The organism is Pseudomonas sp. NPDC089406 (assembly GCF_044900265.1).
Taxonomy (GTDB): domain Bacteria; phylum Pseudomonadota; class Gammaproteobacteria; order Pseudomonadales; family Pseudomonadaceae; genus Aquipseudomonas; species Aquipseudomonas fakonensis.
Genome location: NZ_JBJDNC010000013.1, coordinates 46,917 through 61,743, shown reverse-complemented (window position 1 = coordinate 61,743; position 14,827 = coordinate 46,917). Strand labels below are relative to the sequence as shown.

Sequence of the window (14,827 nt, the reverse complement as noted above, 5' to 3'; positions counted from 1 at the left end):
CGGGCAAGCCCGCTCCCACAGGGTTGGTGGCGCTGCCGAAATCGGCGCAATACCTGTGGGAGCGGGCTTGCCCGCGAAGGGCTGCAACGCAGCCCCAACCTCTCATGGACCTGCCATCAGCTTGCCTAGCACGGCCTTCCTCTCTTCGATCGGCATTCCACCCAACGCCTCAACCCGCCGATAAAACCCCTCCCAATCCCCACCCACCTCAGCGAACAACCGCGAAAACGCCGGCACCCACTGGTCATACAGCCCAAACGGCAGCAACTTGGCGTTGTTCATCGGCGCATACACCCAGGCATCAAAACGCCGGTCGCCTTGCCAGTCGCGGTCGCGCACCTCACGGTATTCACTGCGCAGGCGCTCGAACTCGGCCTGCTTGGCCGCCCGCTTGCCGGCCTGATCCAGGGGCCCGGTGTAGATCGCCTGCAACCGCTCACGGCTGCCCAGCACCAGCCGGATGAACTGGTCACGCTGCGCCGCGCCGTCATCTACCGCCGCCGGCAGGCCACGCGCCGCGCGCCATTGGCGGGTGCCTTCCTGCTCGACGAACGAGGCGAACGACTCGTTGAACTCGGTATCGTCCTTCACATAAAAGCGCTGGTGCGCCAGCTCATGGAAAATCACCGTGGCCAGGCGCTCGTCCCCCCAGCCAACCATGCTCGAGAGGATCGGGTCGTCGAACCAGCCCAGGGTCGAGTACGCCTCCACGCCGCCCACATAGACATCCAGGCCCTGCTGGCGCATCAGCGCCGCCGCACCCCGGGCCGCACCTGGCTGGTAGTAGCCGCGATAGGCCACGCAGCCGGCGATGGGGAAGCAGTGGGTGACCGGCTGCAGCGACAGCTCCGGGGTGGCGAACACATTCCACACCACATAAGGGCGGCCCAGTTCGGCGTACACCCGGTAGCTGCCGTTATCCGGCAGTTTCAGGTGCTGGCTTGCAAATAGCCGCGCCTGCTCGGCGAACAGCAGGCGCTGGCGCAGTACCGGGGTGGTGGCGGGGTTGTCGATCACCTGCTGCACCGGCTGGCGGGCCCGCAACAGCTGCCATTGCCCGTCGGCCAGCTGGCCGTAGTAACCCAGGCTGGAACAACCGCTCAGCAGGGCGCCGAGGGCAACGGGAACCAAGCGGGTGAAAACGCGGTCGAGTGCCGGGCGGCCGGTGCGCCTGAAAAGAAAAAGTCCATGCATCGAGGCTATCTGTCTCGCTTGTCGGCCGAATGCCACCAAGACTATCTCGCCAAGGGGGAACTTCGCCATGCGTACCCGGTTTGCCGTGGGCACACTGATGCTGCTGTCCGGTTGTACCACCTTGCCCGACCCGGACCCGAACCAGGCCTGGGTCGACCTGGCCGCGCACGACAACACTTCGCTGCACGCGGTGCAGGTGGACGAGCGCGACTGGGCCGACAACCGCTATTTCCAGGTTCAGCCCGGCAGCCACGAGCTGACCGTGCGCTACCAGTTCGCCGTGGCGCCGGGCAACATCGGCCCGGTGGACGAGCCGCTGTGGCGCGACTGCCAGCTCAACCTCACCTTCAAGGGCTTCGACGCCGGCCAGCGTTACCAGATGCAGGCCGGCAGCATCGGCTTCAGGCCCTGGGTGAAGCTGTACGACCAGCAGCGCAAGCTGATCGGCCAGGGCGAGCCGGCAGGCTGCCAGCGCACCTGATCGGCGCTATGCTTATGGCCTGTGAACCGCGAGCGGGAGTTTCACCATGCGCCAGCCAATGATGCTGATCGCCCTCAGTACCCTGGGGGCTTGCGCAAGCCCCTTGCCCCCCGTCGACCCCGGCAAGGCCTGGGTCGACCTCTACACCATCACCCCCGGCCGCACCATCATGGCCGACCGCCTGGACGGCAAGCGCCTCAACGACGGCCGCTACTTCCAGGTGACCCCGGGCAAGCACGAGCTGGTGGTGCGCTTCGATTTCGAGGTGTATTCCGGTGGTTTCACCACCGACCCCACCGAGCGCATCTGCTACCTCACCGTGCGCTACAACGACTTCAAGGCCGGCGAACGCTACCGCCTCGAAGCCCGCGCCCCGGTGATGCAGCCGCAGCTGCTGATGTACGACGCCAGCCGCAAGGTGGTGGTGGACGAGCCGAGCGAGGTGTTCTGCATTCCCTGAAACGCAATCGCCGGCAAGCCGGCTCCTACAGGCTGGCACAACCTCTGTAGGAGCCGGCTTGCCGGCGATGAGGCCCGCGAACGCTTTACCGATCGTTCTTCTGGTAAACGATCTTCTTGGTCCCACCCTCACAGCTGCCGACGATCATGTTCGGGTCGCTGACCTCGGCGTTGGGCACGATCTCCAGCGTGTAGGAGGTCACCCCGCGCGCCTGGATCTTCGCTTCGATCTCGGCCTTGAGTTCCTCGCACGGCTTGGGTGCAGCCAGTGCAGCCGTGGCCAGCAACGAGGCCAGCACGGCAAATGCTACGCGAATCATGGGACGCTTCCTCAAAGGGCAGGCGGCGCTGCCGACGCTGTTTAGACTACCGCACAGCGCCGCCGTTGCGCCGCTACTGCAGCAAGCTGGCATCCAGGCTGATGGTTGCATTCAGCACCTTGGACACCGGGCAGCCGGCCTTGGCCTGGTTGGCGATCTCCTGGAACTGCGCCTCGCTGGCCCCTGGCACCTTGGCCTTGAGGGTCAGGTGCACCGCGGTGATGGCAAAACCGTCGGCCTGCTTGTCCAGGCTGACTTCGGCGTGGGTATCGATACGCTCGGGGGTGAGCCCGGCCTCGCCCAGCATCATCGACAGCGCCATGGAGAAACACCCGGCATGGGCAGCGCCTATCAGCTCTTCCGGGTTGGTGCCCGGGGTGCCCTCAAAACGGGTGTTGAAGCCGTAGGGCGCGTCATTGAGCGCGCCGCTTTCGGTAGAGATATGGCCCTTGCCGTCCTTCAGGCCGCCTTGCCAGACTGCCGATGCTGTCTTCTTCATGTTGCCTCCTGATCGCAGGTTGAATACCTCAAGTTGTGAGGCCAGCGCCTACGCCAAGTTCAGATCAATCTGCCAGCAGGCATTGAATAAGCCGAATGTGCCCATACAGAGTCCGTAGGGCCTGCGGGCCACCACTCACTGCGGAGGCTCCGATGACGCACCTGCGAGACCTGAAAATTTCCACCCTCGACCTGGTGCCCGTGCGCGCCGACAGCGGCCCGGCGCAGTCGCTGCGCAACTCGCTGGACCTGGCGCAACATGCCGAGCGCTTCGGCTACCACCGCTTCTGGGTGGCCGAGCACCACAACATGGACGGTATCGCCAGCTCCGCCACTGCGGTGCTGATCGGCTACCTGGCCGGCGGCACCTCGACCATCCGCGTCGGCTCCGGCGGGGTAATGCTGCCCAACCATGCGCCGCTGGTGGTCGCCGAGCAGTTCGGTACCCTGGCCAGCCTGTACCCGGGCCGCATCGACCTGGGCCTGGGCCGCGCCCCGGGCTCCGACCAGATGACCGCCCACGCCCTGCGCCGCGAGCGTTCCGGCAGCGCCGACGACTTCCCCGACGACGTCGAGGAGCTGTCGCGCTACCTGGGCCCGCGCACCGATGATCAAAAAGTGATCGCCGTGCCCGGCCACGACACCGAGGTGCCCATGTGGCTGCTCGGCTCCAGCCTGTTCAGCGCCCAGCTGGCCGGCATGCGCGGCATGCCCTACGCCTTTGCCTCGCACTTTGCGCCGCGCTACATGCACGAGGCCATTCGCATCTACCGCGACCACTTCAAACCGTCCACCACCCTGGCCAAACCCTACGTGATGCTCGGCGTGCCGATGGTGGTGGCCGACACCGACGAGAAGGCCGAGTACCTGGCCACCTCGGTGTACCAGCGCATTCTCGCGCTGATGCGCGGCCAGAGCCTGATGCAGCGCCCGCCGGTCGAGAGCATGAACGGCCTGTGGCTGCCCCATGAGCGTCAGGCAGTGGGTGATTTTCTGGGCCTTGCGATGATTGGCAGCCCGGCGAAGGTGCGGGCCAAGGTGGAGGTGCTGCTGGAGCAGACCGGCGCCGATGAACTGATCTTCACCAGCGACCTGTACGAGCATGCGGACCGGGTGCGGTCCTATGAACTGATGGCGCAGGCCTTGAAGGCCTGATGGACATCCCCCTGTAGGAGCTGGCTTGCCAGCGATCACCGGCGCAGCCGGTGCCACCATGCACCGGGTCGCCTGCAATCGCCGGCAAGCCGGCTCCTACAAGGGGCACAGCTTCACTTAGCCACGGCGGTAGACAATCTCTTTGGTCCCGGCCTCACAAGTGCCGATCACCTTGCCCGCCGGCGAGCCCTTGTCGACGACCTCCAGGGTGTAACCCTGCACGCCCTTGGCATCCAGCTTGGCGGCGATCTCCGCCTTGAGCTCTTCACAGGGCTTGCCTGCCGCCATCGCCCCACCGGCCAGCAGCATCAGGCCCATCGCAACGATCAACTTCTTCATCTATCGCATTCCTTGTACAGATCAAAGTCGAAAAGGGCGCAACCGTAGCGCCCTGTGCATCTATCTACCCCATCACAACGGGCAAAGCCAGCCCAGGCGGGTATCAGCTGTTGGCGATGCGGAAGCCCACCTTCAGCGTCACCTGAAAATGCGCGGCCTTGTTGTCGCGGATATGCCCGCGGGTATCGACCACTTCGAACCATTCCAGATGCTTGATGCTCTTGCCGGCCTCGGCCAGGGCATTGTTGATCGCCTCTTCGATGCTGGTCGGCGAGGACCCCACCAGCTCGATCTTCTTGTAGGTGTGATGGTCAGTCATGAGCGCTCTCCTTACCGTGAAGTGTCCGTTGAGCCTAGCAGCGCAGGCCTGGTTTACCTGCGAGCCAGGCCCGCGCATGAAAGTTCGATCGCACTTTCGCCGCACCGCGCAGTCGCACACTTTACAGCCCAACCCACTGCGAAGGAGAGTCACCATGGCCCACAACTCGCTGCGCAAAGCGTCGCTTGAAAGCATGGAAGCCGAGATCGAGAGCCTGCTCAAGACCCTCGAACACCTCAAACACGATGCCTCGGAAGAAACCCACAAGACCATGAAGGCGCTGCGCGGCAATGCCGAAAACGCCCTCAAGCACTCGCGCAGCCTGCTCAGCGATGCCTACGAGGAAGTGAAGACCCGCACCCGCGAAACCGGCATCGCCACCCGCGACTATGCCCAGGAGCACCCATGGGCCACTGCCGGCGTCGCCGTTGGCGCGCTGGGCTTGTTGGCCGCCTACCTGATGTGCCGTCGCAACTAACCTGCCTGCTGCTGCAGCGCCTGGCGCAGCCACTGCGCCAGCTGCTCGGCACGCCCGTCTGCGGCGCGCCGGGGCACCCACAAGGCCAAAGCCGCGCGGGTGGGGGAAAAGCCCCACGGCGCGGCCAGCCGCCCGGCCTTGAGGTCATCCGCCACCAAAGGCTGTGGCGCGATGGCGACCCCCAAACCTGCCACCGCCGCTTCCAGCAAGTAGTACAGGTGCTCGAACGCCTGCCCGTACTGCAGTGCTTGCGGCGCCAGCCCATGCTGCTGTGCCCAGGTCGGCCAGGCCTGTGGCCGCGAGGTGGTATGAAGCACGGCCTCTCGTAGCAAAGCCACGGCTGGCGCGGCTTTCAAACGATCGTACCCTTCGAACAGCGGGCTCATTACCGGGCCGATGTGCTCCTCTGCCAGCACATGCACCTGCATGTCTGCAGGCCACGGCGGCTCGGCATACACCAGCAGCGCATCCAGCCCCGGGCGACGCGGGTCAAGGTCGCCTTCACCGGCAGACAGGTGCAGGCGCAACTCCGGCAGGTCGGCTTTCAGGCGCCCGAGCCTTGGGATGAACCAGCGCGCCAGCAGGCTGCCGGAGCAGCCGAGCACGAACGGCGCCTCGTCAGCATCGCGGGAAAGCTCGGCGCAGACGCTGCGCAAGCGGTCGAAGGCCTCGAAGCTGGCATCGCGCAGGCGCACGCCGGCATCTGTGAGTTTGACGCCGCGCCCGTCCTTGGCGAACAGCGCCACCCCCAGGTGTTCTTCAAGCACCTTGATCTGCCGGCTGACGGCGCCATGGGTTACGTGCAGTGCTTCGGCCGCCTGGCTGACGCTGTTGAGCCGGGCGGTGGCCTCGAAGGCACGCAGGGCGTTGAGCGGGGGGAGATCCTGGGCCATTTGACTTGTGAGTTTTCCTGATAGGTTTGCGCAATCTTATCGGTTTTCAGCAGGGCGTTGGGTAGTTAGAGTAAAGCCCATCGACGGTGTTGGTTTCTTCGCGGGCAAGCCCGCTCCCACAGGTTCGGTTACAGCCCCGGCATCCCACCTCTCCTGTGGGAGCGGGCTTGCCCGCGAAGAAGCCAGCACGGTCCCAATCTCTAAAACCGCCTATGGAGCGCCCCATGACCCAGTCCCAATACCGCCCCGGCCCCGACGCCAACGGCCTGTTCGGCTCGTTCGGCGGCCGCTACGTGGCCGAAACCCTGATGCCGCTGGTGCTCGACCTTGCCCGCGAATACGAAGCCGCCAAGGCCGACCCTGAGTTCCTCGAGCAACTGGCGTACTTCCAGCGCGACTACATCGGCCGCCCCAACCCGCTGTACTTCGCCGAGCGCCTGACCGAACACTGCGGCGGCGCGAAGATCTTCTTCAAGCGTGAAGAGCTCAACCACACCGGCGCGCACAAGGTGAACAACTGCATCGGCCAGGTGCTGTTGGCCAAGCGCATGGGCAAAAAACGCCTGATCGCCGAAACCGGCGCCGGCATGCACGGCGTGGCCACCGCCACCGTGGCCGCGCGCTTCGGCCTGCCCTGCGTGATCTACATGGGCGCCACCGACATCGAGCGCCAGCAGGCCAACGTGTTCCGCATGAAACTGCTGGGCGCCGAGATCGTCCCGGTGACTGCCGGCACCGGCACCCTGAAAGACGCCATGAACGAGGCCCTGCGCGACTGGGTCACCAACGTCGACGACACCTTCTACCTGATCGGCACCGTGGCCGGCCCGCACCCGTACCCGGCCATGGTCCGCGACTTCCAGTCGATCATCGGCAAGGAGACCCGCGCCCAGTTGCAAGAAAAGGAAGGGCGCCTGCCCGACAGCCTGATCGCCTGTGTCGGCGGTGGCTCCAACGCCATGGGCCTGTTCCATGAATTCCTCGAAGAACCGAGCGTGCAGATCATCGGCGTCGAAGCCGGCGGCCACGGCGTGCACACCGACAAGCACGCCGCCAGCCTGAACGGCGGTGTACCGGGCGTGCTGCACGGCAACCGCACCTACCTGCTGCAGGACGACGACGGCCAGATCACCGACGCCCACTCGATCTCCGCAGGCCTGGACTACCCCGGCATCGGCCCGGAGCACGCCTACCTGCACGAAGTGAAACGCGTCGAGTACGTCAGCATCACCGACGACGAGGCACTGGATGCCTTCCACGCCACCTGCCGCCTCGAAGGCATCATCCCGGCGCTGGAAAGCTCCCACGCCCTGGCCGAGGCGATCAAGCGCGCCCCGACCCTGCCCAAGGACCACCTGATGGTGATCTGCCTGTCCGGTCGTGGCGACAAGGACATGCAAACCGTGATGAACCACATGGCCGCCCAGGAGAAACAGGCATGAGCCGTCTCGAACAACGCTTCGCCGAACTGAAGGCCGAAGGCCGCGCTGCCCTGGTCACCTTCGTCACCGCCGGCGACCCTGGCTATGACGCCTCCCTGCACGTGCTCAAGGGCCTGCCCGCTGCCGGCGCCGACGTGATCGAGCTGGGCATGCCGTTCACCGACCCGATGGCCGACGGCGTCGCCATCCAGCTGGCCACCCTGCGTGCCCTGGAAGCCGGCCAGACCCTGGCCAAAACCCTGCAAATGGTGCGTGAATTCCGCGTGGACAACCACACCACGCCGATCGTGCTGATGGGCTACTACAACCCGATCCACCGTTTCGGCGTAGAGAAGTTCGTCGCCGAAGCGAAACAAGCCGGCGTCGATGGCCTGATCATCGTCGACCTGCCGCCAGAGCACGACGCCGAGCTGGCCACCCCGGCCCAGGCTGCCGGCATCGATTTCATCCGCCTGACCACCCCAACCACCGACGACGCCCGCCTGCCGCGGGTGCTGGAGCGCAGCTCCGGGTTCGTCTACTACGTGTCGGTGGCCGGTGTGACCGGTGCCGGCTCGGCCACCACCGAGCACGTCAGCGAGGCCATCGCCCGCCTGCGCCGCCACACCGACCTGCCGGTCAGCGTCGGCTTCGGCATCCGCACCCCGGAGCAGGCTGCGGCCATCGCCCGCCTGGCCGATGGCGTGGTGGTGGGTTCGGCGCTGGTCGACAAGATCGCCCAGGCCAAAGATGCCGACCAGGCCGTGAACGACGTACTGAGCCTGTGCTCGGCCCTGGCCGAAGGCGTACGCGGCGCCCGCGGCTGACCTGTGGGAGCGGGCTTGCCCCGCGATGGTTTCGATGACGCCATCGCGGGGCAAGCCCGCTCCCACGGTTTCACCCTCCAAACATGGACAGATCCAGCGGCCGCACCGCCCCCATCCAGATCGCATGGTCGCGGTGATCGGCCAGCTCATCCCCGGTCAGCGGGTGCAAAAACACCACCAGCCCCTTGCGATACAGCGCCAGCCACGGCAGCACCACCCCCACCAGTTCCGGCCCGAAGGCCAGCTGGCAGCTCCAGTCCGGGTGCGGCCCCACAGGCTTCTGGTGCATGCGCCCCATGCTCACGCCAAACAGCCGGGTGGCTTCCTCGCACAACGCCCTGGCCTGTTCCAGGGTGCTTGCGTCGTAGTACACGTGGGCGTGGTAACCCTTGATCCTCTGCACGATAACTCCTGATTGCGGTCCAACCATCACCCACCTGCTAAGGGAGTGATGCGGTGAAAAATGCCGAAACCCCAGTGTTGAAACTGGTCCTGCTCGGTGCGCAAAGCTGCCTGGGCAATGCCCTGACCGTCGAGTTGCTGGCGCGCCGGCACGAGGTGACGGCCATAGTCGACGACCTCAACCGTCACGCCCCGCGCCCGGGCCTGCATTTGAAGATAGGCGGGCTGGGCAGCGCCGACCAGGCCGAACAGAGCGTAGCCGGTGGTTCGGCGGTGATCGCCGTGCTGCCACCGGGCGATCCGCCCGCGCAACAGCGCATGAGCGAGGCGCTGCTGGCCGGGCTTGCGCGCACGACTATACGCCGGCTGTTGCTGGTGGGGGATTTTGCGCGGCTTGAAGGCGCAGCCTGTGAACAGCGCGAGTGCATAGAGCACATCGTCGATGGGTTGCAGCGCAGCGGGTTGCAGTGGACGGTGATCAATGCGCCGGACGAGGTGGCCGGGTTGAGCATCGAACACTTTCGCAGTACCGAAGGCACCTTGGAACCAGGTCTGGCCGGGCCGTTGCGGCACCTGGCGCGGGTGGCGGCGGGGATGGTCGATATGCTGGAGCTGGGGTTGCACAAGGGCGAGCATGTGAACTTCGTTGTCTAGACCGCCGGGGCTGCTTTGCAGCCCATCGCGACACAAGGCCGCTCCTACAGGGGACCGCGTCAGCAGGTATTACGCGGTCTGTGTAGGAGCGGCCTTGTGTCGCGATGGGCCGCAAAGCGGCCCCAGGGATCTCACAGGCTACGCTCCTGCTCCAGCCAATCGACGAACCGCTCGATCAGCGCCCCACGCCGCTTGCGCGGCGGCAGCACCGCGTAATACCCGCGCCTGGAACGCAAACTCCCCTCCAGCGGCCGGCACAACAACCCTTGCTCCACCAGCCCGTCCACCAGGTGCCCCCAGCCGATCGCCACCCCTTGCCCGGCGATCGCTGCCTGAATCAACAGGGTGTAATTGTCGAACCGCAACTGCCCGGCCGGTGGCGGGCTGTCCACGCCGAAGCCACGGAATACCCCCGCCCAGTCAAACCAGCGGCTGGCCTGCTCACCGCGCAAATGAAGCAAGGGCAAACGTTGCAAAGCCACGGCTGACAAGGGTTTGCCATGAATGAGCCGGGGGCTGCACACCGGAAACACTTCCTCGTCGAACAGCCAGCGGCTCTCACCCTGGTGAAAGCGCCCGTCACCGAACAGCACCGCCACATCGATGTCCGGGCGTAACATCGCCTGGCTGCGTTCACCGGTCACCAGGCTCACGTCCACCTGTGGATAAGCCTCATGAAAGCGCTGCAAGCGCGGCATCAGCCAGAACGCAGCAAAGGCAAAGTCGGTGGCCACCTGCAGCACTTCGCGCTGGCCACGCCCGCTGGCTTGGGCGATACCGTCTTCCATGGCCTGCAGCCCCTGGTGCACCTGCTCGAACAACAGCTGGCCAGCCTCGGTCAGCTCGATACCGCGGTAGATGCGGTCGAACAACCGCGTACCCAGCTGCGCCTCCAGGCGCTTGACCTGCTGGCTCACCGCCGGCTGGGTGGTGCCCAGCTCCACAGCAGCGGCGGTAAAGCTGCGCAGGCGGGCGGCGGCCTCGAACACCCGCAGGGTATCCAGCGACAGCGCGGCAAGGTGCTCAAACATAAGCGTGGCTAATCCCAGTCATTGCCCTGCATGGGCTTTACCCATGTTATCCACAGTCGCATCTTGATAGGCAAGCGGTTCGCATAACCCTACAAGATGGAAGCCAGCATGCCTCGTCCGAATATCATGTTCATCATGGCCGACCAGATGGCCGCGCCCCTGCTGCCGATCTACGGCCCCTCGCCGATCCTCATGCCCCACCTGAGCCGCCTGGCCGAACAGGCCGTGGTGTTCGACGCGGCCTACTGCAACAGCCCGCTGTGTGCGCCGTCGCGCTTCACCCTGGTCAGCGGCCAGTTGCCCAGCCGCATCGGCGCCTACGACAACGCGGCGGACTTCCCCGCCGACGTGCCCACCTACGCCCACTACCTGCGCCGCCTCGGCTACCGCACGGCGCTGTCGGGCAAGATGCACTTCTGCGGCCCGGACCAACTGCACGGCTACGAAGAACGCCTGACCAGCGACATCTACCCGGCCGACTACGGCTGGGCGGTGAACTGGGATGAACCGGATGTGCGCCCGAGCTGGTACCACAACATGTCCTCGGTGCTGCAGGCCGGGCCCTGCGTGCGCACCAACCAGCTGGATTTCGACGAAGAGGTGGTGTTCAAGGCCCGCCAGTACCTGTACGACCATGTGCGCGAAGGCGATGGCCGGCCGTTCTGCCTGACCGTGTCGATGACCCACCCCCACGACCCCTACACCATCCCCAAGCGTTACTGGGACCGCTACCAGGCTGTGGATATCCCCATGCCCCGCGCCGAGTACGCCCAGCACGAGCTCGACCCGCACTCGCAACGCCTGCTCAAGGTCTACGACCTGTGGGACAAACCGCTGCCTGTGGACAAGATTCGCGACGCCCGCCGCGCCTACTTCGGCGCCTGCAGCTACATCGACGACAACATCGGCCAGCTGCTGCAAACGCTGGAAGAGTGCGGCCTGGCCGACGACACGCTGATCGTGTTCTCCGGTGACCACGGCGACATGCTTGGCGAGCGCGGGCTCTGGTACAAGATGCACTGGTTCGAGATGTCGGCCCGGGTGCCGCTGCTGGTGCATGCGCCCAAGCGCTTCAAGGCCGCGCGGGTTCAAGCCTGCGTGTCCACCTGCGACCTGCTGCCCACCCTGGTCGAGCTGGCCGGCGGGGCTGTGGATAACCAGCTGCACCTGGACGGCCGCTCGCTGCTTGGCCACCTGCAAGGGCAGGGCGGGCATGACGAGGTGATCGGCGAGTACATGGCCGAAGGCACGGTCGGCCCGCTGATGATGATTCGCCGCGGCCCGTACAAGTTCGTGTACAGCGAGGACGACCCATGCCTACTCTTCGACCTGAGCCGCGACCCGCACGAGCGGGAGAACCTCACCGGCAGCCCGGACCACCAGGCGCTGCTGCAGGCATTTGTCGATCAAGCCAGGCAACGCTGGGACATCCCTGCGCTGCGCCAGCAGGTGCTGGCCAGCCAGCGCCGGCGCCGCCTGGTGGCCGAGGCACTGGCCATCGGCAAGCTGAAAAGCTGGGACCACCAACCGCTGGTGGACGCCAGCCAACAGTACATGCGCAACCATATCGATCTCGATGACCTCGAGCGCAAGGCACGTTATCCACAGCCCGCACCCATGGATTGAGAAGAGAGGCCGCCATGCAGAAGTTCTCCACCGCCGTGTTCGCCCTGGCCCTGGGCCTGGGCACGGCCCACGCCGCCGACAGCGACGCGCAATGCAGCACCGTAAAGATGGCCGACCCCGGCTGGAGCGATATCGCCAGCACCAACGCCGTGGCCCGGCTGCTGCTGGAAAGCCTGGGTTACCAGGTGAAGATCGACAACCTGGCCGTGCCGATCATCTTCGGCGGCCTGAAGGACGGCCGGGTGGATGCCTTCCTCGGCAACTGGATGCCGGCGCAGCAGGGCTTTCATGACAAGTTCGTCGCCAACGGCGATGTGCAACAACTGGCACGCAACCTCGAAGGCACCGAGTTCACCCTGGCAGTGCCAGACTATGTGTGGGATGCCGGGGTGAAAGACTTCGCCGACCTGCAAAAACACGCCGCACAGTTCGACAAAAAGCTCTATGGCATCGGCTCCGGCGCGCCGGCCAACCTGTCGCTGAAAGAGATCATCGACAAGAACGAATTCGAACTCGGCCAGTGGAAGCTGGTCGAGTCCAGCGAGCAGGCGATGCTGGCCCAGGTGGACCGGGCGGTGAAGAAACAGCAGTTCATCGCCTTCCTCGGCTGGACCCCGCACCCGATGAACGTGAAGCTGAAAATGCATTACCTCACCGGCGGCGAGAAGTGGTTCGGCAGCAAGGGTGACGTGTACACCCTGACCCGCAAGGGTTATGCACAGGCCTGCCCGAATGCGGCAAAGCTTTTGAGCAACCTCAAGTTCTCGCTGCAGATGGAGAACAGCATCATGGCCGAGGTTGTGGATAAGAAGGTGAGCTTCGATGATGCGGCCAAGGCGTGGGTGAAGACCCACCCTGAACTGCTGGATGGATGGCTGGCGGGGGTGACCACCAAAACTGGCGGGGATGCTGGCGAGGCGGTAAAAAACAGGCTGTAAACCGACCCTGTGGGAGCGGGTTTACCCGCGAATGCGGCAGTGAAGCGACCGACGCATTCGCGGGTGAACCCGCTCCCACAGGGGACAGTGTAACTTCAAGGATTGTGGATAACCCATGCATCGGCTCTTTCACCTGCTGCCCTTCCTCGCCTGGCTGCCGCGCCAAACGGGCCGCAGCCTGCGCCAGGACCTGCTGGTGGGCCTGAGCGGCGCCATCCTGGCCCTGCCGCAATCCATCGCCTACGCACTGATCGCCGGCCTGCCCGCCGAGTACGGCCTGTACGCCGCCGTCGTGCCGGTCCTCATCGCCTGCCTGTGGGGCTCGTCCTGGCACCTGATCTGCGGGCCCACCGCAGCCATTTCCATCGTGCTCTACGCCAGCATCAGCCCGCTGGCGGTGGCCGGCAGCGCCGACTACGTAACCCTGGTGCTGCTGCTGACCTTCCTCGGCGGCATCTTCCAGCTGCTGCTCGGGTTGCTGCGCTTCGGCGCGCTGGTGAATTTCGTCTCCCATTCGGTGGTGCTGGGCTTCACCCTCGGCGCCGCCATCGTCATCGCCCTGGGCCAGTTGCCCAACCTCATGGGGCTGGGCCTGCCGAGCCAGGCCACGGCGTTGCGGACCGCGCAGGACCTGGCCGGGCATGTGGGTGAGCTGGACCTGCCGTCGCTGGCCCTGGGCCTGGCTACCGTGTTGCTCGGCGTGGCCCTGAAACTGCTGCGCCCCCGCTGGCCAAGCCTGTTGATAAGCCTGCTGCTGGTCAGCCTGGTGGCCTGGCTGCTGCCGGGTTACTTCGGCCATGTACCCCGGGTGACAGCGTTCAGCGGGCAACTGCCGCCCTTCAGCCCGTTGCCGTTGCTGGATGTGGAACTGATGCTGCGCCTGCTGCCCAGCGCCGTGGCAGTCGGCATGCTGGGGCTGGTGACCAGTCTGTCGATTGCCCGCTCGTTGTCGGCACGTTCGGAGCAGTTGATCGACCCTGACCAGGAAATCCGCGCCCAGGGCCTGTCGAACATCGGCGGGGCGTTTTTCTCCGGCTACCTGTCAGCCGGGTCCTTCACCCGTTCGGGCTTGAGCTTCGAAGCCGGCGCCCGTTCGCCCATGGCCGGGGTGTTTTCGGCGCTGTGGGTGGCGCTGTTCGCCGTGACCGGTGCCGGGCTGATCGCCCAGCTGCCGATCCCGGCCATGGCCGGCAGCATCCTGCTGATCTGCTGGGGGCTGGTGGACCACCGCGGCATCCGCGCGCTGTTCCGGGTCAGCCGTTCGGAGTTCCTGGTGATGGCACTGACCGCCGCCGCCACGCTGCTGCTGGAGCTGCAAACCGCCATCTACGCCGGGGTGCTGGCGTCACTGTTCTTCTACCTCAAGCGCACCTCGCGCCCGCGGGTGCAGCAAAGCCGGGAAGGGGACGCGGACGTGCTGCGGGTGGGCGGGTCGATCTTCTTCGGCGCGGCACACTACCTGCAGGTGCGTTTGCAGCGCTGCCAGGGGCCGCATGTGGTGATCGATGCGCGGCAGGTGAACTTCATCGATTATTCAGGTGTGGATATGTTGCACCGTGAGGCGCGGCGGTTGTTGCGCTCGGGCGGCAGCCTTACGTTGCAACGGGCCAGGCCCCAGGTGGTGGAGGAGTTGCAGAAGCTGGAGGGGGTGGAGGCGTGCCCGATCCGGTTCGAGGAGTGATGTCGGGTTGAGATTTTTGGGGCTGCTACGCAGCCCATCGCGACACAAGGCCGCTCCTACACAGACCGCGTAATACCTGTTGGCGCGGTCCCCTGTAGGAGCGGCCTTGTG

Annotated in this window: 18 protein-coding genes; 10 read left to right on the top strand and 8 right to left on the bottom strand. The window is 65.6% G+C overall.

Annotated elements, in window-relative coordinates; all coding sequences use genetic code 11:
- Positions 1 to 102 precede the first annotated feature (102 nt).
- On the bottom strand, positions 103 to 1,194 hold the full coding sequence (locus ACI2KK_RS11655; RefSeq protein ID WP_404669016.1) for an aminopeptidase: 1,092 nt from the start codon (positions 1,192 to 1,194) through the stop codon (positions 103 to 105).
- 67 nt (positions 1,195 to 1,261) lie between these two features.
- Here ACI2KK_RS11655 and ACI2KK_RS11650 point away from each other — a divergent pair, with 67 nt between their 5' ends.
- Together ACI2KK_RS11650 and ACI2KK_RS11645 are read left to right on the top strand one after the other, a co-directional pair.
- The gene (locus ACI2KK_RS11650; RefSeq protein WP_217886905.1) at positions 1,262 to 1,675 is read left to right on the top strand and encodes a hypothetical protein; all 414 of its coding nucleotides are present in this window, start codon (positions 1,262 to 1,264) and stop codon (positions 1,673 to 1,675) included.
- Positions 1,676 to 1,721: 46 nt separating this feature from the next.
- A complete protein-coding gene (locus tag ACI2KK_RS11645; protein WP_217841119.1) occupies positions 1,722 to 2,135 on the top strand; it encodes a hypothetical protein in 414 nt (137 codons plus the stop codon).
- An 85-nt stretch (positions 2,136 to 2,220) separates the two neighbouring features.
- Here the strand turns inward: ACI2KK_RS11645 and ACI2KK_RS11640 are convergent, their stop codons facing one another.
- Both ACI2KK_RS11640 and ACI2KK_RS11635 read right to left on the bottom strand, forming a co-directional pair.
- A complete protein-coding gene (locus ACI2KK_RS11640; protein ID WP_217841118.1) occupies positions 2,221 to 2,454 on the bottom strand; it encodes a DUF1161 domain-containing protein in 234 nt (77 codons plus the stop codon).
- A gap of 73 nt (positions 2,455 to 2,527) precedes the next feature.
- Positions 2,528 to 2,953 carry an OsmC family protein gene (locus ACI2KK_RS11635; protein ID WP_404669015.1) on the bottom strand — a complete coding sequence of 142 codons (426 nt, stop codon included), beginning with the start codon at positions 2,951 to 2,953 and terminating at the stop codon, positions 2,528 to 2,530.
- Positions 2,954 to 3,105: 152 nt separating this feature from the next.
- Here ACI2KK_RS11635 and ACI2KK_RS11630 point away from each other — a divergent pair, with 152 nt between their 5' ends.
- The gene (locus ACI2KK_RS11630; protein ID WP_404669014.1) at positions 3,106 to 4,107 is read left to right on the top strand and encodes an LLM class flavin-dependent oxidoreductase; all 1,002 of its coding nucleotides are present in this window, start codon (positions 3,106 to 3,108) and stop codon (positions 4,105 to 4,107) included.
- A 117-nt stretch (positions 4,108 to 4,224) separates the two neighbouring features.
- Here ACI2KK_RS11630 and ACI2KK_RS11625 read toward each other — a convergent pair whose 3' ends face one another.
- Positions 4,225 to 4,446, bottom strand: coding sequence for a DUF1161 domain-containing protein (locus ACI2KK_RS11625; protein WP_404669013.1), 222 nt, complete (start codon positions 4,444 to 4,446; stop codon positions 4,225 to 4,227).
- A 103-nt stretch (positions 4,447 to 4,549) separates the two neighbouring features.
- On the bottom strand, positions 4,550 to 4,765 hold the full coding sequence (locus ACI2KK_RS11620; protein WP_003253076.1) for a dodecin: 216 nt from the start codon (positions 4,763 to 4,765) through the stop codon (positions 4,550 to 4,552).
- Positions 4,766 to 4,919: 154 nt separating this feature from the next.
- Here ACI2KK_RS11620 and ACI2KK_RS11615 point away from each other — a divergent pair, with 154 nt between their 5' ends.
- Entirely contained in the window at positions 4,920 to 5,243 is a 324-nt protein-coding gene (locus tag ACI2KK_RS11615; protein WP_404669012.1) for a YqjD family protein, read from the top strand.
- Here ACI2KK_RS11615 and ACI2KK_RS11610 read toward each other — a convergent pair.
- Positions 5,240 to 6,136 carry a LysR family transcriptional regulator gene (locus ACI2KK_RS11610; RefSeq protein WP_404669011.1) on the bottom strand — a complete coding sequence of 299 codons (897 nt, stop codon included), beginning with the start codon at positions 6,134 to 6,136 and terminating at the stop codon, positions 5,240 to 5,242. The two genes, ACI2KK_RS11615 and ACI2KK_RS11610, sit on opposite strands and share 4 nt — an antisense overlap.
- Positions 6,137 to 6,360: 224 nt before the next feature.
- Here ACI2KK_RS11610 and trpB point away from each other — a divergent pair, with 224 nt between their 5' ends.
- Positions 6,361 to 7,578: a tryptophan synthase subunit beta gene (gene trpB / locus ACI2KK_RS11605; RefSeq protein ID WP_217841112.1), complete on the top strand. Its 1,218-nt coding sequence runs from the start codon at positions 6,361 to 6,363 to the stop codon at positions 7,576 to 7,578.
- Positions 7,575 to 8,384: a tryptophan synthase subunit alpha gene (gene trpA / locus ACI2KK_RS11600; protein ID WP_404669010.1), complete on the top strand. Its 810-nt coding sequence runs from the start codon at positions 7,575 to 7,577 to the stop codon at positions 8,382 to 8,384. Before trpB ends, trpA begins: the two co-directional genes overlap by 4 nt.
- Positions 8,385 to 8,454: 70 nt before the next feature.
- Here the strand turns inward: trpA and ACI2KK_RS11595 are convergent, their stop codons facing one another.
- Positions 8,455 to 8,787, bottom strand: a complete 333-nt coding sequence (locus ACI2KK_RS11595; protein ID WP_404669009.1) for a DOPA 4,5-dioxygenase family protein — start codon at positions 8,785 to 8,787, stop codon at positions 8,455 to 8,457.
- A gap of 53 nt (positions 8,788 to 8,840) precedes the next feature.
- Here ACI2KK_RS11595 and ACI2KK_RS11590 point away from each other — a divergent pair, with 53 nt between their 5' ends.
- On the top strand, positions 8,841 to 9,440 hold the full coding sequence (locus ACI2KK_RS11590) for an NAD(P)H-binding protein (protein WP_404669008.1): 600 nt from the start codon (positions 8,841 to 8,843) through the stop codon (positions 9,438 to 9,440).
- A gap of 131 nt (positions 9,441 to 9,571) precedes the next feature.
- Here ACI2KK_RS11590 and ACI2KK_RS11585 read toward each other — a convergent pair whose 3' ends face one another.
- Positions 9,572 to 10,471, bottom strand: coding sequence for a choline sulfate utilization transcriptional regulator (locus ACI2KK_RS11585; protein ID WP_404669007.1), 900 nt, complete (start codon positions 10,469 to 10,471; stop codon positions 9,572 to 9,574).
- 108 nt (positions 10,472 to 10,579) lie between these two features.
- Here ACI2KK_RS11585 and betC point away from each other — a divergent pair, with 108 nt between their 5' ends.
- The 3 genes from betC (at position 10,580) to ACI2KK_RS11570 (ending at position 14,716) form a co-directional block, all read left to right on the top strand.
- Positions 10,580 to 12,097, top strand: coding sequence for a choline-sulfatase (gene betC / locus ACI2KK_RS11580; RefSeq protein ID WP_404669006.1), 1,518 nt, complete (start codon positions 10,580 to 10,582; stop codon positions 12,095 to 12,097).
- A gap of 14 nt (positions 12,098 to 12,111) precedes the next feature.
- The gene (gene choX / locus ACI2KK_RS11575; RefSeq protein ID WP_404669005.1) at positions 12,112 to 13,035 is read left to right on the top strand and encodes a choline ABC transporter substrate-binding protein; all 924 of its coding nucleotides are present in this window, start codon (positions 12,112 to 12,114) and stop codon (positions 13,033 to 13,035) included.
- A gap of 115 nt (positions 13,036 to 13,150) precedes the next feature.
- Positions 13,151 to 14,716 (top strand): SulP family inorganic anion transporter, encoded by a 1,566-nt coding sequence (locus ACI2KK_RS11570; RefSeq protein WP_404669004.1) that lies wholly within the window; start codon positions 13,151 to 13,153, stop codon positions 14,714 to 14,716.
- Positions 14,717 to 14,827 lie beyond the last annotated feature (111 nt).